The organism is Mucilaginibacter sp. (assembly GCF_028288185.1).
Classification (GTDB): Bacteria; Bacteroidota; Bacteroidia; order Sphingobacteriales; family Sphingobacteriaceae; genus Mucilaginibacter.
The window spans coordinates 162,216-186,284 of the sequence record NZ_JAQBOF010000029.1; the positions used below are offsets into that span (position 1 = coordinate 162,216).

Sequence of the window (24,069 nt, forward strand, 5' to 3'; positions counted from 1 at the left end):
GATAAAGGTTTGGTTAAAAATAATCATAATATTCAATAGCAATTAAATATATTTGATAAACCTTAACACGATGAAATACAGACACCTACTTATCTTAGCATTGCTCAGTGGCTTAGTGATCAGGGCACAGGCGCAAATCCGCACTAAAACCGATATAACCGAGATCAAACCGCAAGTCGACGGCATCAAATCGCTGCGGACCGATCTCCCAAAACAAGTGATTACGGATTCGCTGTTTGATAAAAAACTTGATTCCGTATTGAATACGGTCAGCGGTGTGACCTATGTCAATGGCAGGGCTACGCAGACCTCAGCCAGCGTAGATGACAAGGGATTAACCGTCAATTATAATATTATCGATAATAAGCATTTAACCTTTCAGTTCACGGGTTCGGGCACCTCTACAAAAAGTGTCGTCGACCTGGTCTCCGGCGGTAAGTACAGTAAGACCCTGACCGGTGGACTCAATCTTTTCTGGTTCCCGTTTAATAACCACGCGTCTACAGATACCGCAGAAAAAAGTAAACTGAGTAAGGCGATTGATAAACTCGACAATTACTATACCGTTAAGAGAAAGCAGCACCTGGGCCAAAACGAGATCACGTCGCTTAAAACGATCTTTTTCATTTATGGAAAGTATTTTTATACGCAGGAAACGATTCCGGACAACCTGATCGCGGATTACGACACGAAATATGCCACCTTTAACACACTGCTCAAAAAATATGCGTTCTATTTGCCCAAGGACTTTGAGACGCTGACATCCGCAAATCAGCGTCTCGCCGTTGATAGCTTGGTCTCCTATACCACTGATGTATTAAATCACTATTATTACCAGCAGGAACTTGACACGCTCAACAAGGTGCAATTAGCCGTCAAATGGAACAATACGTTTGTGAACTGGTGGCTGATCAGCGCCAAGGTCAATCATGATGCCTACCCGCTCTATGATGCCGCAGCCGTCAGCGATAACTATGTCAACACATTTGATGACTTCTATCCCAGTTTTGCGGTGTCTTATAATTTCGCTTTCCTGGGACTCAAAACTAATAAACTCTTTATGCCGACTCTGAAATTCCAGAATAACCGTGACTTTAAAGCCGGTAACTTGCTGTTCCTGGACATTCCGCAAAATCAGCGCTTGGTAGGCACACAAACTGTCAGTGATTATAAACAAACTTCTTATTACGGTACAAAAGCCGATAAAAAACCAGTCTGGAATTTTGAAATGCCCTTTACCTTGTTTTTTCCTAAAGCTAAAGTCCCTTTTGGCTTTGATCTTTCGGTTAATAGCGACCTTGACGACGCAGGCAACCTTGGCGGCCGTTTCGGGGTGTATGTCAGTATTCCAGGTGCTAAACAAAGCGTGATCATCGAGCCGTTGTTACGCATTGATCCCTGGAAGTCCGGTGACACCTCTTTCGGTAAAGACCAGTTATCCTTCGGTATCAACCTCACCGTAGCTTTACCAACTTACGTATCAGGGGTCAAATGAGCGAAATGGATGACCTGCGCTAAAAGCTGCTGAAAACACAACGCGTTGAGGCCGAAAACAGCTTAACGAACATGAAAAAGAATTGATTATAAAATTGGACAAGAATGCTAAAGTTCCTCCGGCCCAGCCCAGCCAGACCATAATTTTGGAGGGCGCCCTATTAGGTGAGATTGCGCATAATATTTAAGTGACTCCTGATCCATGCCTTTATACCATATTTGCGGAATATCACCAAAATTGGCTTTATAAGCTTCCCGGAAATTCTCTCCTGCTTCTACAGGTATGGGTGTTTTCGGTGTGTCAGGGGTATGTCCGATAAAAAAACCTACGGTTTCAAGACAAAATTTTCGGTATTGAGCTGTAAAAAGAATAAACTGGTGCCATACCTCATCAACCTGCGGACTTATCATCGCAATAGGTTGAATATTAAGCGCGACGAGTATAATGAATTTTTTAAATTCAGTTTCCAATTCTGGAATTTCCACTGCGGTAATTTTCCCATCAAAGCATAATTTGTCGAATACGAATGAGATATCATACTGTTCGATTTTATTGAGGGCATCTGTTGAAAGGATTGTTTGAAAAGGTCTTGCGTTTTTCATTGCTTTGTAAACTTTATATTTGTCTTGGTTGTGCGTCTCTATACCATTTTTTTTCCAAGCCGAAATTATTCCTTATTTTCCAAATAGTAGATACGCTAGCGTCTGTCAATATTTTATCTAAGATAGTGAATTGGTTAAAAAGTTTAACCCGGGAATCATTTTCTATTTTCCCTTCGTTAAAATACTTCTGTAAGAGGGTTAAATTGATGGTACAAGTTTTCGCCATCCGGGCACCAGCCAAGCCATCGGAAAAGGCGCTATTTAGGTAAGATTGGCTCAGGCTTTTTTCGTACTGATCACCAATATCAAAATTCAACAACAAAGTACCGATATCAATAATATCCTTCTCAGTTAAATCAACAATTGCCCACTTGGATAGAAGTAATTGACCTGGTGGAATAGTAAAAGGGTAAGTTGACGAAAAGTATGGTTTGGGTATTAAATGATTGAATTCTAATGAACCAAAGTAGACTTCAATGTCCAATTCTCGATTAAGACCGTCTACCTGTGCCCGATAATTATGAAATTCAATATTAGCTCCCCAATCGTTCAAGCCAACTCGCCGAAACCCTAGTTTCTTAAAAAAATATTCTGCCTTGATATTTTGATCACTTTTACCCAAAAAGTCTATGTCCTTGTATGGCTGGCGCTCAAGTCCTCCGCAAGTTGTTACCCCACATTGTTGGTAAACCGCCAGTCCGCCAATCATTTTAAGGTCTATTTGATGTTGGCCAGCCTTTTCCATAATCTTGATGGCAAGCTGTAACAATTTGTACCGATCATCCTTCATCTATAATTAGTCTTCAGGAATTTCTTTAAACAAATCATTAATATTAAAGTCAGTAAATTCGTCGTGTTTTTTCTTCAATTTATTTTTCCGCCACTGATAAACACAAAGTCCAAACAAATAAACTACAGCGATCATAACCAGCGCCATATCAGAGTCACCCCCTGCCACGTCGGGATATTTAACAGCAGCATACACAATATATCCAAAACCAACAATTGAAATGAGGCCAGCTAATTGAAAGAAAGAAAAATCAATATCAAAAACTGTTCTTTTTGCCAATCTTGGAGCTCTTTTATAGACTTCCGGCAGAACCTTTGGCAAACGAAACGCCGCATAACCAGTGAACAAATAAGCAACGGCCGCTAATGCAGCGGCACCCACTAATGAGACACCGGAATAATGCAAGATAATGATAAACACCATACCAATGACGGTAACCATTAATGAGGCTGCCCAAGGCGCATTGGTTCCAGGTAAACGTTTTAAATACCAGCTCGGGAACATTTCATCACAGGCCCAGGCAATAAAATTTCGAGTACAAACTTGTAAAATGACATAGGGTACTAAAAGAAACCATATCAAATTGCCAACTTGCATGATGATATTTAATATTGGATGCTCGCGTGCTAAAAGGCCAGTCAAAAAGTTCATCGGAGCATTATTAATCCCTACAGCGGTCTGCACCTCGCCGATGCCGATGGCACCATAGAATTCAGGTCCTACAATTTCAGCGTAAAGCCCCATACAGCCTAAAAAAGCTAATAACCCGACTAATAAAGCGAACAATATCCCCCTGATTTGAGCTTTCTCCGGTTTTTCAATTTCGCCGCCGGCATACACTGAATAGGTAAATCCTAGGAAACAGAGAAATCCCAAAGGCAGCCCCTTCAAGCTATCGGCAAAGACTGTGGTTTTTGGCGCGTTTGCTAATCGTGCTTTCGCCATATTCACTACTGTTTCATAAGCACTGTCATGACCGCCATTTTTTACAACAAAATCATTAAAGGCGCTAACGAAATCACCATGCGTGTGCGTTGCAAGAAAGTAAGCCATGAGTATAGGGCTGCTTATGCCGACCAGAAACAATAGAATCACAAGTGGTCGGCTGAACCTCATGTTTAACAGTGAAATGAGGTAATAAAACAACGCAATACTCAAACTAATGAGTAGCCAGCTCAGGTCACTGGTATGTATAATAGAAGTTAGCCTGGCCGGAAGTGGTGAAGTAAATCCAATGGCCAATAGTGAAGGCCGGATGGCCATGGCAAAAATCCAACTGGTATTAGCGGCAAACCCATAAAGTTGGCAAAAGGTAAAGCCCCAGTTAGTCAGAAAACCAATCCGATGGCTGATGCTTCTGGACACAAATACATAATCACCACCAGTGCTTGGCATGATGGCTCCAAACCAACCGTACACCAATCCATTAAAAAAAGCCAGTATAGCACCTAGTCCTATAACAATTAAAATATTGGAATGAGGCACGAACATTCCGATATAAGCTGGATTTGATGACAGTGCTAACCCCAGGGAAAAACCTAATATGTTAAAGATAAAAACGTCCAGCATGCTGAACTCACGCGTATAGCCTGATCTTTGACGATCAAACAACGAGTTACCTGAAGTATCCATTTATTTTTTGTTTAATATTTCCAATATCTGCTCCACTTTAGCCTCGACGCCTTCAATCTCTTTCCTACTTAGTTTTTCTTCAAATAATTTCCCTACCCCTGGAATATTTGATAAAGCTTTCTTTATATCTTGTTTGTTAATCCCTTCTTTAGCTGGCGGGTCCCTTTCTTCCGTGAGCCGGTCCAACTCTATTCCGTTAGCATCCATTTGTAAAAATACGCCTTGCAGTTTACCGCTTTTGTAATCAGTACCGGGATTAAAACATAGTGTGTCCCCGATCATCTGTTTGGCGCGTACTTCATGAATATGTCCATGTAACCCAACCATGGGCTTCCAAACTTCAATAGCTGCTTTTACAGCCTTCGAGCCTGCATGCGTTTTACGTCCAGGAAGCGGCTTAAAGGTTTTAACGTCAATTTCATTCGCTTCATCAAGCGAAGTATTATAAGGTGGGCAATGAAAGTTAAAAATAAACTTATCACCAGGTTTTAATTGGCTTGTCATTTCATTGATCTTTTCTGCCATTGCCTCCTCAGTGATATCTCTGGGGCATTTCCAGGGTGTTATCGAGGAATACCCCGTAGATAGTAATTTTAAATTCCCTGGCAAATCAAGTACTTTACCTTCAGGCCGAATAAACTTCGGACAGCCATCTAATAAAGCGTCTACAAAAAAGGGATCATCATTGCCAGCATTGATTATGAATTGACATTCTTCGATACCCGGTAACTTCTGATTAGCTAAGGCAATCCATTCTTCCAATCGCTTTTTTGCCAAAAGGTCAAATATTTCCCGCTGTTTATCTTCACTTAAAATTAGCGAGTTATATTCGTTTTGAGAACAGACATAAGGATAATAGCCGATATCGCCAAGCTTAGTTTCCCAAGTACTCAAATCACTTTGCTTTATTTTTTCAGTAATACCCCCGACTTTTAGTGAAAAGCGTTTGTTGCTTGCTTCAACAATCGGGATAATCTGCTTACCAGTTATATCAGCACCAACAATTATAACATTCGGTTTTGCCGAGGTGGCGGGCAAATTCAGGAGTTTTCTGAAGCAGGCATTCGAGCCGTGAATATCCGTAAAAAACCATATTCTCGCTTTTTCTTGGCTTAGGTCCATATGCAAGTAATTGTGTTTATAAATATACTTATTTATTATATAATATTAAAAATATTATACCGTATCGTATTGACTACAAGCTTGCTTTGTCGGCCACCCAGCTAAAAATGGCAATGTCATTAGCCTCAGTATAGTATGGCACCACGTTGATCACAAACCCATTTTGTCGGTGATCCAGCGCAATAAGGCATTCGTTAACTTATTTAAAAAGACGGGGATTTCTTTTTTGCGGTTGGTGATGTCGGTGAATTTGTGGTAGGATTCTTTGAGGTCGAGTTGGAAGATGGTTTCGAACAGGGTGACGAGTTCGGCAATGTCGATGTTGCCGTTGTTGATAGCGCCGGAGGCTTTGAGGGCGTAGATGAGTTCAACGGCGTCTATTTTGGCCGCGGTCCAGTGCATGAGTTTGAAAGGAATCAGGTCCTGCCAGTCGAAAGCGCCGCTGTTGAGGCGGGCCAACTCTAAGTTTAAATAGTCCTGGAAGCGTTCATTGGCGATGATCTTGGAGAGTTTGTAGTCGTGGGAGGTACTGTATTGTTCATCTTCTTCAAAGTCTTCCAGTTCGGCGTGGACATCAAAACCGCCACGGGTATAATAAGTGGTATCCAATTGGTTCATGCCAGCCCTGTAATAAGCATAAAAGGCCCGGTTATGGTCAAAAAAGGTCTTGATCTCGGCCAGGTGCATCTGGATATAGCTATGCCGGATCTCCGACGATCCGATAGGTTGTTGCAGGGTATAATTGTACAGGCTGATATAGTAAATATACTTACTGTAGAACCTGGGCTTGACCTCCTTAAAAAAATGGATCTCCTCCCCTACGCTCTCAAAAGCATAACTCGATACATAATTCTTGAGCTTGTTCATCGCTTTCTTGCAGATCAGGATCGCTTCCTTCGGGTCAGTGACCTCCGCCAGCTGGTTTTCCAGGGCAATGTAAAAACGTTCGGTAAATGTTTTCATAGGTTATGGTAGTTTTTAGGTAAATAAGTAGGAATAGTAAAACTGCGACAGACCGGTGTGAACGGCCAGCCCTCATATCCGGCAATACCGGGCATTGCCGCTAATTGTTGCAGCAAGCGCTCATAAGCCGGCTCATCCGAAGTGACCACGAACAGCAGCAGCCTGCCCTCCTCTTTAAAGTGGTGAACGAGTTCGACCTCTTTCCCGCGTTTCAGCCTGAAGATCAGCACCTCGGGTTTAGCGTCAGTCGTCATAACCAGACGGACGATCGCACAGAATGAAATATGGTTTTTCATGGTATAAGTATAGACCTACTTATACACGGGCGGTAAGTATTGCATAGATCGGGCTCTGGTAAGCCGGCACAACACCCCCATACCCGCGTATCAGCGGTTGGTGATGCTCCCGTGCCTTAAAAATTTACCAGATTTGTCTATGCAGGAGGTAAAATGTCTTTGTCAAAAAATAGCCCGCCGCGCTTACGGCGGGTATCTTCTCTTATTATTAACTATTATTTTACTGATCTCATTTTTTACGAAAATGAAAAAACGATAAAGAACGAAGCGAAGACTTTTTAGTAATGGCGCCCCGTCATAAGCGGGGGCAGCCAAAACGCGAACTAACCAATTTAGTTTCTAAATAATTTTATCATGGATGGTATAGCCCTCCAGTTTAATTTCCGAACTTAAATAACCCGCTTTTGGTGGTTCATCCTGAAAAAGGGCGGTGCTCAAATATTTTTGATTACTGTCCGGGAAAACCGTGACGACCACTTTATTATTTCCGAGTTCTTGCTGGACTTTGATGGCGCCCAGCAGGTTAGCGCCGGAAGAAATGCCAACACCCAGCCCGAGTTCTCTACCTAAACGTTGCGCCATGATGATAGCGTCACCATCATTGACCTGGATAACTTTGTCCAACGCTTTCAGGTTGACGATGGCCGGTATAAATTCATCGCTGATTCCCTGAATCCGGTGGGAGCCTATCTTATGCCCCGTGGTCAGGGTCGGGCTTTCGGCAGGCTCCAGCGGATGGATCTTTAACTCGGGATAAATACTTTTCAGGTACCCACCAACACCCATCACCGTACCGCCGGTACCAACGCCCGCTACAAATGCTTGCGGTTTTAATTTTAAGAATAAAAGTTGACGGTCAATCTCGCGTCCGGTTGTTCGCTCGTGCGCTTCCACATTATACTTATTCTGAAATTGTCTTGGTAAAAAAACCTGGTCATGAAAACTCATCGCCTCCGCTTTTTTGATACTCCCTAAAAACCCGCCTTCTTCCTTATTCACCAGCTCTACTTCAGCACCGTAAGCTTTTAATATTTCGATCCGTTCTTTACTCATCCAATCCGGCATAATAATTTTCACCCGGTGCCCCAACTTAGTACCAATTGCCGCAAAAGCAATCCCGGTATTCCCCGAAGTCGCCTCTACGATCTGGTCGCCTGGTTTGATCTGCCCGAGTTCATAAGCCTTTTCTAAAATGTATAAGGCCATCCGGTCCTTAATACTGCCCGTCAAATGCCCCTGCTCACATTTCACCAACACACGCTGTAATGGCCTGCCCCGGTAACGGTAGCGGACCTCGATCAGTTTACTATGGCCGATCAGCTGCCAGAGATTGGCCAGTTTGGCCTGGTTCTCTCTTAACATAATTCCTTCTGCCCTAAATTCACCAGCATATCTTCCGTCATCCGGGCTATATCATACTCCTCCTGCCAGCCCCAGTCGCGCCGGGCGCGGTAATCACTCACGCTGACTGGCCAATTGTTCGCAATGGCCTGACTGAAATCCGGATTACAAGCCATTTCAAAATCCGGCAAATGCCGCTTTATTTCCGTGGCCAGTTCCTGCGGTGAAAAACTCATCGCCGCCAAATTATAAGCTGTCCGTACCGAAATGCTTGCTGCCGGTGCATCCATCAGTTCCAGCGCCGCCCGCACCGCATCCGGCATATACATCATGGGCAAGGTGGATTTCCTGTTGAGAAAGCAATCGTAACTCCCCTTATTCACCGCCTCATGAAAAATTTCCACGGCGTAATCGGTTGTCCCGCCCCCAGGTTTGGCCCGGTGGCTGATCAGGCCGGGATAACGCAAACTGCGCACATCCAGCCCATGTTTTTCAAAATAATACCGGCACCAATATTCACCCGCCGCCTTACTGATCCCATAAACCGTCGATGGATTGAGTTCTCCATTTTTATCAAATACCGCGATACTGCTTGGCCAGAACACTTGCCAGACCTTATTTTCTTTAGCGACTTCCAGTACGTTCAACAGACCCTGCATATTAACGTCCCAGGCTTTTGCCGGATTTTGTTCTCCCAAAGCCGACAAAACCGCCGCTAAATGATATAGCTGTTTAACACCCCGATGAGCAATTATATAAGCCAGTTTTTTCTTGTTAAACACATCCAGTTGCACATATAAACCTTCCGCATCCATCGCCGGGTGGATATCCGCTGCGATCACGCTCTTCCAACCATGTTTTTTCCGCAACGCCCGAGTTAATTCGGTTCCGAGTTGCCCGCAGGCGCCAATCACCAGTATTGCATATTTCATAGTTGAATTTCCGGTTTTCGGGCCTTAACAAATTGATTTGTTTCTCTTTGCACTTTATGTCTGTCTGGGGGCTTCATTTAGGCGTTACGCCTACAATTGCAGTGGCCCCTGGCTTTTTGCCTCCTTCATTACAAAGGAGCTATCGGTATGGGCCACATTCGGCAAACAGTTGATCTTTTCCATCAGGAAATTAAAGTAAATCTGTGGTGTGGTTGAACTGACCAGCATAATAAAGTTCCAGTCGCCCGAGACGTGCAGACAAGCCTGCACCTCAGGCATCCCGCACGCCAGTTCCTCAAACTCCGCCAGCAACAAGGTGGTCTGTTTCTCCAGCTTCACATGGGTTACGGCTAATACCGGCCAGCCGACTTTTTCACGGTCGAGTAAGGCGGTAAAGCCACGGATCACACCGGACGCTACCAGCTTTTCCAACCGAAGCGATACGGGTGTGCGTGATAAATTCACCCGCTTAGCCAGTTCCTGCGTCTCGATACGGCCATCCTGTTGCAGCACGTTCAGGATATTCCGGTCTATCTCATCCAGCTTTCCGTTATTCATCGCTTATTTCTTTGCTGTTTCCGGCAAAAGTTCCAACTGAATGTAATTTTTACCACCGAGGTATTTCGCCGCTATCACTTGCACGTCCGCGGGCTTGAGCTTATCCAATAGCTGATAATAGCTGTTGATCTCGCTGGCTTCCTCTTTGTTCTGTAACTGAAGGGTCAAATAGCCTAGCCAAAAGCCGTTGGTTTTCAGTTGCGTTTCCGTGGCTGTTTTTTCTTCATTGCGCCACTTGTCCACGTTTTCCGGTGACGGGCCTTTTGTACACAATTTCCTGACCTCATCCTGTGCAGAAGCGATCAATTTTTTTACGTTTTGAGGGGCGCAACCAAATTGTATAGTCAGGCTATACCTGGCTTCCGGGTATTTATTTGTGCTCACATATACGGCTGGACTGTATACACCGCTTTCTTCTTCGCGTAATCTTTCCAGGAGCCGTATTTCGAGCGTCTCTTTGAGCGCGTCTAAGGCGATCTTTTCCACCTGGCTGTAGTCAAATTTGCCAGCGTAAACCAAGAGAACCGTTGCTTTCGGCTCTGTCCCTTTATAAACTGTCTTTTCAATTTCCCCCTCCGGTACATGGATATGTAGATCTTTGGCCTCTTCGTGCTTGTTGATGCTGGGTAAAGAACCGAGGTACTTTTCCAAAAGGGGTTTTATTGTATCGGCGCTAAAACTGCCTACAAAAGTAAAGGTGAAATTAGCCGCATCCGCAAAGCTTTCCTGATAGATCGCATTAGATTTGTCTAAACTGATTTGACCCAGTTTTTCCAAACTCGGTGGCATCCGGCGGAAATGATGGTTCCCTAGTACAGCGGTAATTGTATCTTGGAAAACACTATTTGGATTATTACCGCGATTAGCCAAAGTACCTTTGCTGCGCTCCATGATGCCTTTAAAAATGGCTGTGTCCTTCCTGGGTTCAGTAAATTTCGCGTAGATCAGCTGCAAAGCCGTTTCAAAGTCTTTTACGGTCGAGCCACCGTTGATCCCATTAAATCGTTCACTGATATAGGGTTGGACGCTCAATTGTTTGCCTTCTAAATATTTGCTCAATTGGGTAGGGTTATAGTTACCTGCCCCGTTGGCTGAAATCAGCGCGCTGGCATTTGCCGCTGATTGAAATTCGCTATCAGGATATAGGGAGTTTCCGCCGGGAGCAAATGCACTAAAAATGATTTCGTTGTTTTTGAAATCCGTGGGTTTCAGAATAACTTTCAGGCCGTTGCTTAACGTTAAGGTGGTTAAACCCAACTTAGGATCATATTCTTGCTTAACGACTTTACCGGGAATTGGTTGGTGTGCCAGAAGCGGCAGGTTGCTCATCTGGTCATCATAAGGCTTCAATAGTTCCTGTTCAATAGACTTCAACCAACTATTGACCGTTGCTTCATTGGGTAGGGTGCCCGTGTCTTTTTCCGGGGCCAGAAAGATAATATCGCGGTCAATGGCCGTAATATATTGACCCGCTAAACCATTCACTTCTTTCAAGGTAATTTGCGGTAAGGCTTCTTTCACCAGTTCAAATTCTTTGCCTATCCCAGGAGCAGCGATTTCCTTTAGAAAATGCTCCTGGTATTCTTTCACATAGCTTTCCGAATTGGTCTTATCCTTTTCTTTCAGCGCCGTTTCCATACGATTGAGGTAAGCCGATTTCGCCCGGTCCAGTTCAGTAGCCGTAAAGCCAAATTGTTTTACCCTTTCAACTTCCCGCCAGATGGCCTTGAATCCTTTTTCAAGTTCACCTGGTTTGGCGGTGACGCTGGCATCAAAACTGGCTAATCCACCAATAAAGCCGCCAATACCCGCATTGCCGCCGATAAACGGTGGATCGGACTGCCGGGTTAGTTCAGCTAAACGCCGGCCTAACATTTGATTGAACAGGCTTTGTACTATAGCGTCCCGGTAATCTGTAGCTGTCTTTAAAGAAGGTAGTGGGTGTTTAATCATAACCTCTGCTACCGTTGAGGTCATTTCTTTATCGGTTACCGCAATAAAATTGTTTTTGCCAGTCAGCGGAACATTATATTTTACGCGTTTCTTTTCAGCTGCCGGGTTCTTTAAATTTCCAAATTGAGTTTTGATGAGCTTTTCCGTAGCCGCCACATCAATATCGCCGACTACGATCAGGGCCTGCAGATCTGGTCGATACCAGTCATGATAAAACTGACGCAGGGCTTCGGGTTTAAAATGATTAAGTACGGTATCCAGGCCAATTGGCAACCGCTCGGCATAACGGGAATGGTTAAGGATCACCGGCCAGTAGGCCAGGCGCATCCGTTCCTGTGCGCCTTTGCCCAAACGTTTTTCTTCGAGTACCACACCGCGTTCCTTGTTGATCTCTATCGGGCCTAAGGTCGCCTCCTGCGCCCAGTCTCGCATGATCTCAAAACCGTTTTTTAGCAACTCGGGCTTATCCGTTGGTAGCGGCAACTGGTACACCGTTTCGTCGAAACTGGTATAGGCGTTTAGGTCCGCGCCAAAACGTACGCCAGACTTTTGCAGGTAATCCACCAGTTCATTTTTAGGAAAATGCTTCGTTCCGTTAAAGCTCATGTGCTCCATAAAGTGGGCCAGCCCGCGTTGGTCTTCATCTTCCAGGATGGACCCAACTTTATTCACCAGGTATAGATATACCCGGTTCTTTGGTTCGGTGTTATGTCGAACGTAATAGGTAAAGCCGTTCGTCAATCTGCCTGTCTTTACGGCAGGATCCAGCGGCAAGTTCTGTGCTGTAACAAAATTGGTTAGCAAGCAGCAGCCGGCAACGATTAAAATAGATTTTTTTCTGGTTACATTCATTTCGGCTATCTGCTTATTTAAGATTTAGTTTGTTTTGGTAAATTATTCCTTCTGGGCTTTCTTTAACCTTCTGACTTAATGAGGCATATAATGCTTTTAATTCATTTAACCTGTCGGCATTGGTCGGATCGCCGTTGCCCATATATTTCAGGGCTTCGATACTGAGCAGCGAAGTGGGATGCGTTTTGATAAATTGCCTGGGGATATCGAAACACTTTTTAACGGCTTCGAATATTAGGGTATGACGCGTTAGGGTGTCGCTTGATCTTTTATTTACCGCATCTGTGTAGTCCCTTTTAAGTTCATTTATAGCTTCGTTTTGAAGATGGACCGGCTTCCATAAATCGTTTTCGTAACTTACGGCTTCGCTGAGCCCGTCGACCGTTGCCTGATAAGGTCCATCGGGATTGGATATGGTTATGGATATATGACCATTCGCTAAAAATAGTGGTTGATAGTCGGAGCGTTTATTGCCGGTGTAATCGATGGTGAGCACGCCTTGCTGTGGGTGATCAATATCTTTATTCCAGGTCATTTGGCCATTTGTCGTGTGTAGGGTGTCGGTATGGTTGCCCATTCTCATATACAATACAGCAGGTGATGTTAAGTCGGTGATCTTTATGCTTATTTTACAGGTAACCGGCTGGGCGAATAAAGCCAGCGGATAAAGTAAGATCAGTGAAAATATTTTTTTCATATTTTATTTTTAGGCAAAGCCGTAGCTAGACTTTCGTTGTAAAAGCTTAATTATCTTTTGCTGGTGTTTATTATTTTACTGGAATATTAAAACTAATCGTTTCCGGTGGCAGGCACTTTTCATCGTTACAAGCCATATACTCCAGCGTTCCTTTGACTATCGTTTGGCCGGCCTTTAACCTAATCTTTTGCTGAAATACAACTTCGTTTTCAAAATAGAAAACATCCATCTCAAACGCTTTTTCGAATTTCTTGACCGGTTCCGGTTCGCTGACATTTCCTTCTCGCATGATGCTGCTGGATCTTGCCAGTTTAAAAGAAGTTTTTAAAGGCCCGCCTTCTTTTTGGTTAACTGAATAGATGTGCCAGCCTGGTGTTATCATCGCTTTAAAAAACAAGACTGCTTCATGGTCGCCTGTTTTTTTTGCCGCATAACTCCATTTCACCGGTACAAGTATTTGCCCGAATGCAGTGGCGCTCCAAATAAGCATGCAAACCGATATTGTGGTCCTTGATCTCATTTCAATTGATTTAGGGTTTATTGATATAGCCGTTTTCGGTGATCACCAGCATTTCCACTTCCCGTTTGGCTTTTTTGACGACCAAGCCATACTTGTTTAGTGCTGAATTTAATTGATCGATATCGCTCAAAACCTGTTTAGTAATCCACACCCGAACTTGTTCAGGCACGGTTACTTCACTGAGAAATGGAGGATTGTTCGGAACACGGCTGGCATACCAGACCAGGTTTCCTATAATGGCATAACCCGCTGGTCGGTTTTTTACGTCATAGATAGAATCTATCGGTACTTCTTTTTTGAATGGAAAATTAGATTTTAAATTGCCGGAAAGTACCCAACAATCGACTTGCCGCTTTTCTAGGCGCCCGTGTACACCCAATGAATAATCCAGTTGGGCCAAAACATTTTTCCGCACCTCATGTTCAGGCACTGTTTGCAAGAATTCTGCATTATAGCAGTAGGTGTTCTCTTTATTCCATACCACCTGATCTGTTGACGGCGGAAGATTATCTCCAGTTAAACGTCCGTTAGAGCTGTATTTGCTTTTATCCTTGACCTCCAGAATTAATTGGCTAATAGGGAAAGTAGTGTAAGCCTTGTCAAAAGCCCATAAATACATAACAACGACGGGCAAATTAACCATGCTGATCCGCACACGATCGCTGGAATCGCCATATATCGGCTTTGGGTTCCATTTTAATAAAAAGGAAGAACTTACCCCATCGATATGGTTGGAAAATGCGCTGTAGGTGATTAAACGTGGCATATCCTTTATCATCGGAAAGTTGGCTTTGTTGAGCACTATTAATGGGGCTTTATCGTCAAAAGCGTCATATTTTACTGGCCAATCGACAGCCTCACCATTAAGCACCTTTTGAATGTTCTCTTTAGTTACATAATGGTGGTCGGTGATGGCAATGACAACACCTTTCTGGTTAATCCATACCTCGTGAGGTGTAAAAGTATGCGGAAAATATTTCGTTAGCTTTTTGTCACCGTACACGTATAGGAAACCTAACGTTTTACCGATAGGATCTTTCTGTAAAAACACATTGACCTTCTCGCGTTCTTCTGAGGTGACGAATATTGGATAAAGGCGTTCACCAAATACGTTCTTCCTTAACGAATCGAGTTTATGAGCGGTTTCCTTGCAAGGCCCGCAATAAACGGTCGCCAGTTCGATGATCACTAATTTCCCTTTAAGGGCTGAAAGTTTAACAGCAGAAGATTTACTATTCAGCATATTTCCGATTATTATTTCGGGACATTTGTCGCCAACTTTTAATGGCTTAATACTTTGTGCCTTAGCAATATTGGCAATTAATAAGCAAAGTATTGCACCGGCAAAACCTAATTTTAGTTTCATAATGATTAATTTTATAGCCCCAACTTCAAAAATTAAAGCCAGGGCGTGAATAGTGAAATCGTTTATCTCGGGTTCTGTTGCATACCTGAAAGTGCGATCTCTGTTGGTGGGATTAGTAAGGCATAACGAAGATCATTCGGCGGTAAAGTATATGTTTGACCATGAACAGTCCGAGTAAGGGTCTTTGCATAATTGGGGTCTTTATTTAACCGTTTAAGATCGGTCCACCTTAAATTATTGCGACGGACAAGTTCCTTTCGTCGCTCTGCCAAAATGATGTCCAACGCGTTTTTTGCATTTGTGGCATTAAGGGGGACAAAAAAGCCGTTTCGCCACCTTTTTAGCAACAGGGTATTTAAGTCACTCATCGCGGCAGATGTATTGCCTGCCCGTGCATAGCTTTCTGCGCGGATCAAATAAACTTCGTCTGTCGCAATTCCACCATAAGCTCCTTGGTTAGCGTTTTCGTCATAGGCGCCTCTAAAACCATAATATCCATTGGGGTTTTTAGCGAAGAAAAGAGACTTCCTTAAATCGTTGGCATCATAAGAATTGTACAAATCAGCATAAATATTACCTCTAGTAAATATATAGAAACCCGTGGCATAAGATGTATTATGGAAAATATCTTCTGCATTAAATCGTTTAAATGGTGTTGCTGTACCTGACGGGTTAAAATTATTATAATCAAGCAATGTGTTGTAGATTTTTAAACATGCATCGGCATGCAATAATGCATTTGGATAGTCATTCATAGACAAATAAATTCTAGCCAAAAGACCGTAGGCTGCCTGTTTTGTTGGTCGAGTCGGAAAAATCGTGCTTGTCGGCAAAATCTCTGCTGCTGTTTTCAAATCAGTTATGACCGCGTCATAATTGGATTGAAGGGAGGGCCTGATAGCTTTGTCATTAAGATTTGACGATATTTTATATGGAATACCCAAATCAGTGCCTGAAGTGGCCTTGTCATATTGTAAACAATAAATACTCATCAATATATAATGCCTGTAGGCGCGATAAAATAAAGCCGACCCCTTCGCTAAGTTATAGGCAGTAATATCTGAAGTTCCCGGCTTTATTTTATTCAGGGTCTCTAAGGCAACGTTACAATTTACTATCGCTGTGTACGACTCTGAAAAATCGTAATCGCCAGTAGTTGCCTGCTTATCCCATGTATACTGAAGCCGTTCAGTAACTGTTCTTATGTCATAATAGGAATCCAGTATTGAATAATCATCGTCCATGGTAATGCCCACGCTAGATATAGAAACTCCCAATAAAAAATAATTATCCATAAGTGCTTGTGCGTCATTTATGGAACTGGAAAGTACAAGCGTTTTATCAGTTTTTGCATCCAAGTATTTTTTGCAAGAGGATATCAAGCAACATAAGGCTATTGTTAAAAGTAATTTGGTATGACGGGTTATCGTTTTCATCGTATGTGGATTTAATAGCGTTAAATAATGAATTACTTAGAAAGTAGTGCGAAGTCCAAATGATATCGTTCGCGGCACGGGGTAGCCGTTGACTGCATCAGGATCTATTCCCTCTTTATTCGCTTTCCAAATAATGCCTAAATTATTGGCATATATATAAACGGTCAACTTTTTGAGGGTGTAAGTTCCAAACTTGATCGAGTTAATATCGTAGCCGAAATTGATGTCCTGTAAGCGGATGAAATTACCGTTAAGGACTGTAGCTGTCGAAAGAGCATAGAAACGGTCACGGTTATTATTTGCCGGATAAGTCATCGATGGGATAGTCGTTATTAATTCATCGCCTGGTTTTTGCCAACGTTGCAGGAAGTCAGCGTTTCCATTCCAGGAGTTAAATAAGTCATAGTAATTGATCGTAGTTTTTCTAAAGTTAAAGCCAAATCTGCCAAGAACATTAGCTGACAATGTAAAACCCTGCCACGAAAAAGTGTTCATGATATTTCCGAAATACGGAGCACGACGAGTACCTTGCTCAACCAGATTATCGATCGACGTCGGGTTAGTTAGTTTTGTGTAATCTTTGCTGACCTGGCCATTAACATACCCTTGTGGATCTCCCGTAGCTGGGTCCAACCCTGCAAACTTATAGCTAAAGATCGTATAAGGATCATAGCCTACCTGGGGGTTAATACTGCCTCCACCGCCCACTAAGGAACCGAACGATGTTCTTGGCAGCAAATATTTAGTCACTTTGCTGGTAACATAATTCGCGTTGATCTGAGTAAGCCAGCGAAACTGATGATCAAGCCATTTTATATTTAATTGGAGATCAATCCCCTTGCTGGAAAGATTAGCCACATTCTGTGTTAATTGTGTAAAACCGCTAATATAATCTACCGGAGCTGATGCTATCAAGTCCACGGCGTTTTTATGAAAATATTCAAAACTGCCGCTTACCGTATTATTTTTAAATCCAAAATCTAAACCAACATTTAGTTGTCCAACTTTTTCCCAACGCAGATCCGGATTGCTGGGATATCTCACACCTGCGTAATTAAGGTTTGTTGCAGATGCACCCGTTGAATATCCAATTACTGATAAAGCAGAGAGCGAATTGACAACATTACCCTGGAAGCCGTAGCTGGCACGCAGCACCAAATCGGGTAACCATTTAAATTTATAAAAGGGTTCATCTGACAACTTCCATTTTACACCAGTAGACCAAAGAGGTACGCCGCGTCGGTTTGTATTAGCCCCAAAAAGATTTGATTCGTCTTTTTTGATGCTGCCGGAGATGGTATATCGGTTTTTGTAGGTATAAGCAGCATTGGCATAGTAAGACACAAAGCGATTTAGTACGTCTGAGTATCCAGCCCCAGTTGGAATACCTGAAGCACCACCAATGTCATCAAAGAAAGGGTAATAATCAGGATTGTAATTTACATTCGTAAAAGTCAATAAGTCATCATTGTACCCATAAATTGTAGACGGTGAATTTGAAATTACATGAGTTTGATTTATTTCCATACCAGCAATTGCCGTCAGTTCATGGACGCCGTTCCAGTTTTTATTAAAACTTAGAATAGGGCGGACATTATTAGTAGTTAGGTTATTATTAGTTTGCTCGAGGATACCCCCCAAAGGAATTGGATAAATAAAATCAGTTCCTGATCCTCGTTGCGTGTACTGATTAATTAAGTTCCTTGCATAGTATGATTGTGGGCCGCGAATTTGTTGATACTGAAAAATATTCTTTTCAAACTGATAGGCGAGGCCGAAGCTTAAAGCTTTGGTGAGCGCATATTGCAGTTTTATATTCATTAAAATGTCGTTTGTTTGGGCATTGTTATGAGAATTAGCATTTTCATCAAGTGGTCGGTAAGTCCAGTTAAGTAACTTTCCAGCACCGGCGGTATCTGTAAAAGCCTTATCATAGTTTTTAGGCAAAGCGAGGTGATTGCCATTGGCATCGGTGAGCATGGCATAAGGATAATACCCTCCTTTTCCTCCGCCAGCATAAAAATTACTTAGGTTATTAGCATTTTGATTGTAAGACAGATGCGTATAATCCATACCCACCTGTACATCCAGATTCTTGGTAGGTTTTAAATTCGTATAACTATGTATGGTTTGTTTGTTGTAGTCATTGCCGATTGCCGGGCTGAGGTGTCGATCATATCCAACTGATAAATAATAGTTTACGCTTTGAGTGCCGCCGGTCAATGCCAAATTATACTGTTGCGTTACCGCCTTTCGATAAAAATATTGTTCTTGTTGGGCTCGGTTGTCAAGGGTACGCATTGAATCGATCTTCGATTTAGCCAACGCGGAACTAATTAACCCAGCGTCCTGATCAGCTAATAGCCGGACAACAGGTGAAATGACCCGATGGTCATACGACGTAAGGTCCGAGCCATAAAAGCCCTTACCATATAAAAACTGCTCGACATTGATAAAATCTTTGGAGTTGAGAAAGTTCCGGTTATAAAAAAGGTCCGGTTTGTTTTGGATGGTGATGTTCGTGGTTAAAGTAGCCTGGAACGGTTGGTTATATTTGCCTTTTTTGGTGGTTATCACTATTACGCCGTTGCCTGCTTTTGCGCCCCATATGGAGGCAGCCGCGGCATCTTTTAGTATCGTAATGTTCTCAACATCATTAGGATTGATATTATTAATGTCGCCGGCATAGGGGAAATTGTCCACTACGATAAGCGGTGTCGTACCGCCATTGATCGTGCTTAAACCACGAATAAATATATTATTCGCTGATTGGCTTTCGCTTGCATCAGTGAAGTATAAGCTATTAGCGATACCATTCAAACGGCTTAGCACATCTGTTGAGACTTCGCGGTTATATAACTTGTTGTCAATCAGAACAAAGGATCCGGTGGCGCGCTCCTTCGATAGGGTTTGATAACCTGTGCTGACTACTACTTCTGTTAATTTATTGGTGCTTGCGCGCATCGTTATGTCCAAGTAGGACATATTCGGTACAACTTTGGTATTGAAAGTCCGGTATCCGATATAGGTAATAGTCAATTCATCACCCGAATTGGCATCCAGACTGAACTCACCTTTTTCATTGGTGAGGTAATTCTTGTCATTGTTGACCTTAATAGTAGCGCCGATCAATGGAGTTCCGAGAGAGTCGGTTACCCGGCCTGATACCGTTACTGGGATCGCGGCCTCTGTTTTTTCGATACTTTTCTTTTCCTTAAGCTTTAAAACAATCGTTTTGTTGACGATCGCATAATCAAATGGCTGATTAGCAAAACAGTTTTTCAGCGCTGCATCCAACGGGACATTTTTTACGGTGATGTCCACCGGCTGCGCTTGTTGTAACCAGTCCTGGTTATAAAAGAATGAATAGCCGGTTTGTCGTTTGATCTCGTTGATCACTTTTTCAAGCGGGGCTTTGTGTTCCGATAAGGTGACATTCTGCGCCAGCGTAGTCGCGCTGACCTGAATACAAAATGCCAGTAAGATAAACGCAGTGATCTTCATACAAAGAAGCGTTTTATGGGTGAACAATAGTTTGCAGGGGCTTTTTCTTATGAAAAGCGTCCCTTTTTTGCAAAGAGCGTTTAATTGCATAGTTTTGCAATGATTAGGGTTAAAGAATTAATACAGTTCGTCAAAATTGTCTGGTTCGGCCTAAGTCATTACCGGTCCCGATTAGTAGTCGGTCCCGGTTTTTTTATGGCCATTACTTTCCATCCCTGGTGCAGTAATTTACTCTTATGTAATTATCTTCTCATAGGCGCTTTATTGATAAACAATGATTTTCTTGCCGTCAACCGAGAATTGCACCCCGCTGTAGGCTAATATTTTTAATACGTCTGATAGTTTGGAACTGCGCGGCATATCCCCGCCAAAGTGGTATGGTTTGCCGGAACCTTGGTAAATAACTTCCAGGTCATACCATCGGCCGAGTTGCTTCATCACGATCGGCAGCGTGGTGTTATTGGTAAACATAAACAGGTCATTCTTCCAGGCGACCACTTCCTGCGTATTCACATTATTTAAGATATTCAGTCTGCCGTCAACTTGTACGGCCTGTTGTCCCGGTCTTAATAGTTTACCGGCTATTTTAATACTGCCCTCCAATAAGGTGGTTTTTAGCCCAGGCTCATCATCAAAAGCGTTTACATTAAAATGCGTACCGATATCCTCAATCGTCTGGCCTTTCGCCGTCACAAAGAATGGCTTATTTGCATTGTGCACGACTTCAAAGTAAACCTGACCGGTTACTTCGACCTTTCGGTCTTTGCCGCTAAACGCCGTCGGGTAACGGATAGAAGAAGCCGCATCCAAAATAGCCAAAGTACCATCAGCTAAAACCAGCGAGTGCTTACCACCACCGCGTGGAACGGTATAAGTATTATAAGTTAATGTCTGATCGTTGTTACTGGCCGCATAGACGATACCGCCATTAGCAGTTTTAGAAATACTGGTCGATCCTTGCTGTGCGATCATGCCGTTCTTAGCTGCGCTTACCACGATCTGCTGACCATTGCCTAAAGTCAGGATCGCTTTATTGCCGGGTAAGGCGTCATTCTTAAAGGTGCCTGGTTTAAGTAAAGCGACTTGTTCAGTCTTAGGCTGATGTAAAATGAAATAACCGCCAACCGAGCAGGCAATAATAATCGAAGCCGCCGCCGCGATGCGAGGCCATAACGGGCGCACCTTAGTGCCCTGTGCGGCTTTTATCGCCTGCCACATGGCCACACGACCCTGCGCCAGGTCATCATCGGATAACCCGGACGCGCCTTCCTCGTTCAAGCCATGCAGCCAGCGCTGCACCGCCGCTTCCTCAGCCGGCGAAGCCGTCCCAGCCTTGACCTTATCCAGTAATACGGTAATGTCTTTTTTCTCCATTTCAGAACAAAGACGATTCTGAAAAGGGCATTAGGTACAAAGGGTGAAAAAATATTTTTACCTTGTGTTTTCTTAAACTCTTATCACATGAAATTATATACCGGAAACTATTTTGATGCATTTGCCGATGAGTACAGAAAGGGAATATTGAATGATATTAATTCACAGAGCGACGCTTACATTTTAAATGTCAATATAGATGATTATACCACCCATCTATTTCAAACATACCAGTTGGATGTGCCAGAATTCCATTTTGAAAAAGTATACGCTGATTCGGAAGAACAGGACATTTATGGTTCCAGATTTCCTCATGAATTTTTTATCACAGACCGGAATCAGACCTTCAGAAAAGAAGCCATAATTTACCATATACCCTATACAGGCAACATCAACTTATTACAACTGCGGCCGAATCCGTTTAGTTTAATGTCCTATGATGCCAATTTCAACGAACAACAGAAATGTCTGCTCATCGAAGTTATCAATTTTTATAACGATCCTGTTCGTATCAAACAGCGTTATGACGAGTCGGTTCGTGATCTTTCGAGCAATTATGGCAACATTCAGGCAAACTGCAAAACCTTCAATGAAGGCCTAACGAGCTATATTAAATACACCATAGACAACCGCAAACAGCAACTGCTCCAAAAAAGTAATCTGCTGGCCTCTTTAGGCGTACCTATCAAAAAGAAAGATAACATACCGCAAACTTTTGCGGTGCCCAATCCTAAACTAAAGGAAAAAATTATCGTTAAGCCTGTAGTTCATGAAAAGAATTTCAAACCGGAACCCGCGTTAGATGATGATAACTACCGAAAGATATTAAAGATCATTAATGATGTCGGCAAAAACTTTGAACGCTTGCCTTCAACTTATACTGGTAAAAGTGAAGAAGATATTCGGGATCATATCTTGCTCATCCTTGACCCCAATTTCGAACTTGGCAGCGCCGGCGGCGAGACATTCAATAAAGTTGGCAAAACGGATGTCTCGCTCCGGTATGATAGTTCGGTGGTATTTGTTGCGGAATGTAAGTACTGGAAAGGCGAAAAGGTGTTTTTGCAGACCATTGATCAATTACTGAGTTACCTGACCTGGCGCAACTCGAAGGTTGCCGTAATCAATTTTGTTCAGAACAAAGAATTTTCTGACGTACTGACTACCATAGCAAAGGCCGCGCCAACGCACCCAAATTTTGTCAAAGCGCTGCCGCCAACCGATGAGACCTGGTTCAATTACAAATTCCACCTTAACGGTGACCGCAATCGGGAGATCGACCTTGCCGTAATTTCCTTTCATTTGCCTAAATAGCTATTGAAGATGGCCAAACGAAAAATCGACTACGAGATCGGCTTGCTTAATTTGATCTATGGGCTTTTAAATGAGTTGGGTATCGCTTTACCCAAAGATTTTATGGACAGTCTTGCCATTAAAACTGATAAGATTACTTTTGAGCTAACCACGGATGTTGATGCCAAACTGATTGTTAAAGCCCTGCGTAATGGCTTAAAATGGAGATACCTTAAATTCGAACTGGATGTTAAGATCAATGGAAAACGCTATCATACCAGTTACCCGAATCCATGGGAAATGTTTACTGAATGGCTCTATTGGGAAGCGGCCAAACACCCGCTAGTGTATGCATTGTTTATTGCATTGGTGCCTTTTTATATTACCATTATTTATTTTCTATGCATTAAACAATTGCCCCCTGATTTTAATAAACACGTCCAAAGTGTGAGCGATGCTTTCCTGAATATTTGTATCCTACTATCTAGTTTGATCGTCACGTTCCTGGTCACTAAAGCCATCGCCATCCGTCAAGAGAAATCAGGCAGAATAGGCAAAGTACGTGCGCTGTCCCGGCAAATTTCTGCTTTTCGCGAGGTATGTGATAGTCTTATCGGCGACTGGAGTTTATGGCCCGATAGCAAATTTCTAAGTTATGGCCTAAGTCTAAAGAAAACTATTTGCTATGCGGAGATCGCTGACATGGACTGGGACAACGATGAATTGGTCGAACGCTTTAGCAAATGGGTATTAAAGTCTGATTATGGCGAGATTATTCCAAAACTCTACCTTCAATTAGTGGCCTGGAGCAATGACAGCAACCGATACTTGCGGGACGATGATCATATTTATTCGCTACGAGAGTTGGAACGATGGACCTGGTTCATCGAGAACAACCTGATCTGGTATGTATTCGATAATGAGAAACAAGATTATGAAAAGGCGTTTCATTTCACTAATAGCTATTATGGCGGCGAAGTAAAAGCTGCCGCTAAAAAATTTGATCCGGATAAATATGCGAAGTCAGCCTATTATCCCCAATTATTATTGGATATCTCCTCGGATGTGCAGCATAACGTCTTACCAGAACTGTATAAGATCGTCAGCAAAAATGAGGAAGGGCTACCCTTTGTCTTTTCCTATTTCCTTGTCTGCTTCTCGGTCATAATTTTAGCGGGCGTGGTTTTGAAATCACTTTCAGATATCATGTTTGCCCAACCTGCCGCCGATCTAATTTCTTTGCAACTGGTGATGGCCGTGCTCATTCATATCTTTATATGTCTGCCGCTGATTCTAAAAGAGGAGATCAGCCTGCATCCTAAACATGATTATTTATAACCACC

The 24,069-nt window shown here is 42.9% G+C and carries 19 protein-coding genes; 3 read left to right on the forward strand and 16 right to left on the reverse strand.

Features of this window, described 5'->3' with window-relative positions:
* Positions 1-70 precede the first annotated feature (70 nt).
* Complete coding sequence (locus JWQ34_RS13055; protein WP_299357736.1) at positions 71-1,495, forward strand: hypothetical protein; 1,425 nt, start codon at positions 71-73, stop codon at positions 1,493-1,495.
* 107 nt (positions 1,496-1,602) lie between these two features.
* Here JWQ34_RS13055 and JWQ34_RS13060 read toward each other — a convergent pair whose 3' ends face one another.
* The 16 genes from JWQ34_RS13060 to JWQ34_RS13135 form a co-directional block, all read right to left on the reverse strand.
* The gene (locus tag JWQ34_RS13060) at positions 1,603-2,097 is read right to left on the reverse strand and encodes a hypothetical protein (RefSeq protein WP_299357737.1); all 495 of its coding nucleotides are present in this window, start codon (positions 2,095-2,097) and stop codon (positions 1,603-1,605) included.
* 13 nt (positions 2,098-2,110) lie between these two features.
* Positions 2,111-2,842 (reverse strand): hypothetical protein, encoded by a 732-nt coding sequence (locus JWQ34_RS13065; RefSeq protein ID WP_299357738.1) that lies wholly within the window; start codon positions 2,840-2,842, stop codon positions 2,111-2,113.
* A gap of 51 nt (positions 2,843-2,893) precedes the next feature.
* Positions 2,894-4,519: an APC family permease gene (locus JWQ34_RS13070; protein WP_299357739.1), complete on the reverse strand. Its 1,626-nt coding sequence runs from the start codon at positions 4,517-4,519 to the stop codon at positions 2,894-2,896.
* Complete coding sequence (locus JWQ34_RS13075; RefSeq protein WP_299357740.1) at positions 4,520-5,641, reverse strand: hypothetical protein; 1,122 nt, start codon at positions 5,639-5,641, stop codon at positions 4,520-4,522.
* Between the two features lie 150 nt (positions 5,642-5,791).
* A complete protein-coding gene (locus tag JWQ34_RS13080; RefSeq protein ID WP_299357741.1) occupies positions 5,792-6,604 on the reverse strand; it encodes an RteC domain-containing protein in 813 nt (270 codons plus the stop codon).
* Positions 6,601-6,900 (reverse strand): hypothetical protein, encoded by a 300-nt coding sequence (locus JWQ34_RS13085; RefSeq protein ID WP_299357742.1) that lies wholly within the window; start codon positions 6,898-6,900, stop codon positions 6,601-6,603. Before JWQ34_RS13085 ends, JWQ34_RS13080 begins: the two co-directional genes overlap by 4 nt.
* Positions 6,901-7,239: 339 nt before the next feature.
* Positions 7,240-8,262, reverse strand: coding sequence for a PLP-dependent cysteine synthase family protein (locus JWQ34_RS13090; protein ID WP_299357743.1), 1,023 nt, complete (start codon positions 8,260-8,262; stop codon positions 7,240-7,242).
* Positions 8,256-9,173, reverse strand: a complete 918-nt coding sequence (locus JWQ34_RS13095) for an NAD-dependent epimerase/dehydratase family protein (RefSeq protein ID WP_299357744.1) — start codon at positions 9,171-9,173, stop codon at positions 8,256-8,258. The genes JWQ34_RS13090 and JWQ34_RS13095 overlap by 7 nt, the downstream gene beginning before the upstream one ends.
* Before the next feature lie 90 nt (positions 9,174-9,263).
* A complete protein-coding gene (locus tag JWQ34_RS13100) occupies positions 9,264-9,731 on the reverse strand; it encodes an Lrp/AsnC family transcriptional regulator (protein WP_299357745.1) in 468 nt (155 codons plus the stop codon).
* Between the two features lie 3 nt (positions 9,732-9,734).
* Complete coding sequence (locus JWQ34_RS13105; RefSeq protein WP_299357746.1) at positions 9,735-12,536, reverse strand: pitrilysin family protein; 2,802 nt, start codon at positions 12,534-12,536, stop codon at positions 9,735-9,737.
* Between the two features lie 13 nt (positions 12,537-12,549).
* Positions 12,550-13,233, reverse strand: a complete 684-nt coding sequence (locus tag JWQ34_RS13110) for a DUF4369 domain-containing protein (RefSeq protein WP_299357747.1) — start codon at positions 13,231-13,233, stop codon at positions 12,550-12,552.
* Positions 13,234-13,303: 70 nt separating this feature from the next.
* A complete protein-coding gene (locus tag JWQ34_RS13115) occupies positions 13,304-13,753 on the reverse strand; it encodes a protein-disulfide reductase DsbD N-terminal domain-containing protein (protein WP_299357748.1) in 450 nt (149 codons plus the stop codon).
* Positions 13,754-13,763: 10 nt separating this feature from the next.
* Positions 13,764-15,119 carry a hypothetical protein gene (locus JWQ34_RS13120; protein WP_299357749.1) on the reverse strand — a complete coding sequence of 452 codons (1,356 nt, stop codon included), beginning with the start codon at positions 15,117-15,119 and terminating at the stop codon, positions 13,764-13,766.
* Positions 15,120-15,181: 62 nt separating this feature from the next.
* Complete coding sequence (locus tag JWQ34_RS13125; RefSeq protein ID WP_299357750.1) at positions 15,182-16,555, reverse strand: RagB/SusD family nutrient uptake outer membrane protein; 1,374 nt, start codon at positions 16,553-16,555, stop codon at positions 15,182-15,184.
* A gap of 36 nt (positions 16,556-16,591) precedes the next feature.
* Positions 16,592-20,059 carry a SusC/RagA family TonB-linked outer membrane protein gene (locus tag JWQ34_RS13130; RefSeq protein WP_299357751.1) on the reverse strand — a complete coding sequence of 1,156 codons (3,468 nt, stop codon included), beginning with the start codon at positions 20,057-20,059 and terminating at the stop codon, positions 16,592-16,594.
* Between the two features lie 261 nt (positions 20,060-20,320).
* The gene (locus JWQ34_RS13135; RefSeq protein ID WP_299357752.1) at positions 20,321-21,358 is read right to left on the reverse strand and encodes a FecR family protein; all 1,038 of its coding nucleotides are present in this window, start codon (positions 21,356-21,358) and stop codon (positions 20,321-20,323) included.
* Between the two features lie 162 nt (positions 21,359-21,520).
* Here JWQ34_RS13135 and JWQ34_RS13140 point away from each other — a divergent pair, with 162 nt between their 5' ends.
* Positions 21,521-22,747, forward strand: coding sequence for a hypothetical protein (locus JWQ34_RS13140; RefSeq protein ID WP_299357753.1), 1,227 nt, complete (start codon positions 21,521-21,523; stop codon positions 22,745-22,747).
* Between the two features lie 9 nt (positions 22,748-22,756).
* A complete protein-coding gene (locus JWQ34_RS13145; RefSeq protein ID WP_299357754.1) occupies positions 22,757-24,064 on the forward strand; it encodes a hypothetical protein in 1,308 nt (435 codons plus the stop codon).
* Positions 24,065-24,069 lie beyond the last annotated feature (5 nt).

Bases quoted from the DNA above. Each gene is read 5' to 3' on its own strand.
- JWQ34_RS13115 (WP_299357748.1), bottom strand. From the start codon at position 13,753: ATGAGATCAAGGACCACAATATCGGTTTGCATGCTTATTTGGAGCGCC.
- JWQ34_RS13080 (WP_299357741.1), bottom strand. From the start codon at position 6,604: ATGAAAACATTTACCGAACGTTTTTACATTGCCCTGGAAAACCAGCTG.
- JWQ34_RS13125 (WP_299357750.1), bottom strand. From the start codon at position 16,555: ATGAAAACGATAACCCGTCATACCAAATTACTTTTAACAATAGCCTTA.
- JWQ34_RS13090 (WP_299357743.1), bottom strand. From the start codon at position 8,262: ATGTTAAGAGAGAACCAGGCCAAACTGGCCAATCTCTGGCAGCTGATC.
- JWQ34_RS13145 (WP_299357754.1), top strand. From the start codon at position 22,757: ATGGCCAAACGAAAAATCGACTACGAGATCGGCTTGCTTAATTTGATC.
- JWQ34_RS13110 (WP_299357747.1), bottom strand. From the start codon at position 13,233: ATGAAAAAAATATTTTCACTGATCTTACTTTATCCGCTGGCTTTATTC.
- JWQ34_RS13075 (WP_299357740.1), bottom strand. From the start codon at position 5,641: ATGGACCTAAGCCAAGAAAAAGCGAGAATATGGTTTTTTACGGATATT.
- JWQ34_RS13055 (WP_299357736.1), top strand. From the start codon at position 71: ATGAAATACAGACACCTACTTATCTTAGCATTGCTCAGTGGCTTAGTG.
- JWQ34_RS13085 (WP_299357742.1), bottom strand. From the start codon at position 6,900: ATGAAAAACCATATTTCATTCTGTGCGATCGTCCGTCTGGTTATGACG.
- JWQ34_RS13140 (WP_299357753.1), top strand. From the start codon at position 21,521: ATGAAATTATATACCGGAAACTATTTTGATGCATTTGCCGATGAGTAC.
- JWQ34_RS13130 (WP_299357751.1), bottom strand. From the start codon at position 20,059: ATGAAGATCACTGCGTTTATCTTACTGGCATTTTGTATTCAGGTCAGC.
- JWQ34_RS13120 (WP_299357749.1), bottom strand. From the start codon at position 15,119: ATGAAACTAAAATTAGGTTTTGCCGGTGCAATACTTTGCTTATTAATT.
- JWQ34_RS13105 (WP_299357746.1), bottom strand. From the start codon at position 12,536: ATGAATGTAACCAGAAAAAAATCTATTTTAATCGTTGCCGGCTGCTGC.
- JWQ34_RS13065 (WP_299357738.1), bottom strand. From the start codon at position 2,842: ATGGAAAAGGCTGGCCAACATCAAATAGACCTTAAAATGATTGGCGGA.
- JWQ34_RS13100 (WP_299357745.1), bottom strand. From the start codon at position 9,731: ATGAATAACGGAAAGCTGGATGAGATAGACCGGAATATCCTGAACGTG.
- JWQ34_RS13070 (WP_299357739.1), bottom strand. From the start codon at position 4,519: ATGGATACTTCAGGTAACTCGTTGTTTGATCGTCAAAGATCAGGCTAT.
- JWQ34_RS13060 (WP_299357737.1), bottom strand. From the start codon at position 2,097: ATGAAAAACGCAAGACCTTTTCAAACAATCCTTTCAACAGATGCCCTC.
- JWQ34_RS13095 (WP_299357744.1), bottom strand. From the start codon at position 9,173: ATGAAATATGCAATACTGGTGATTGGCGCCTGCGGGCAACTCGGAACC.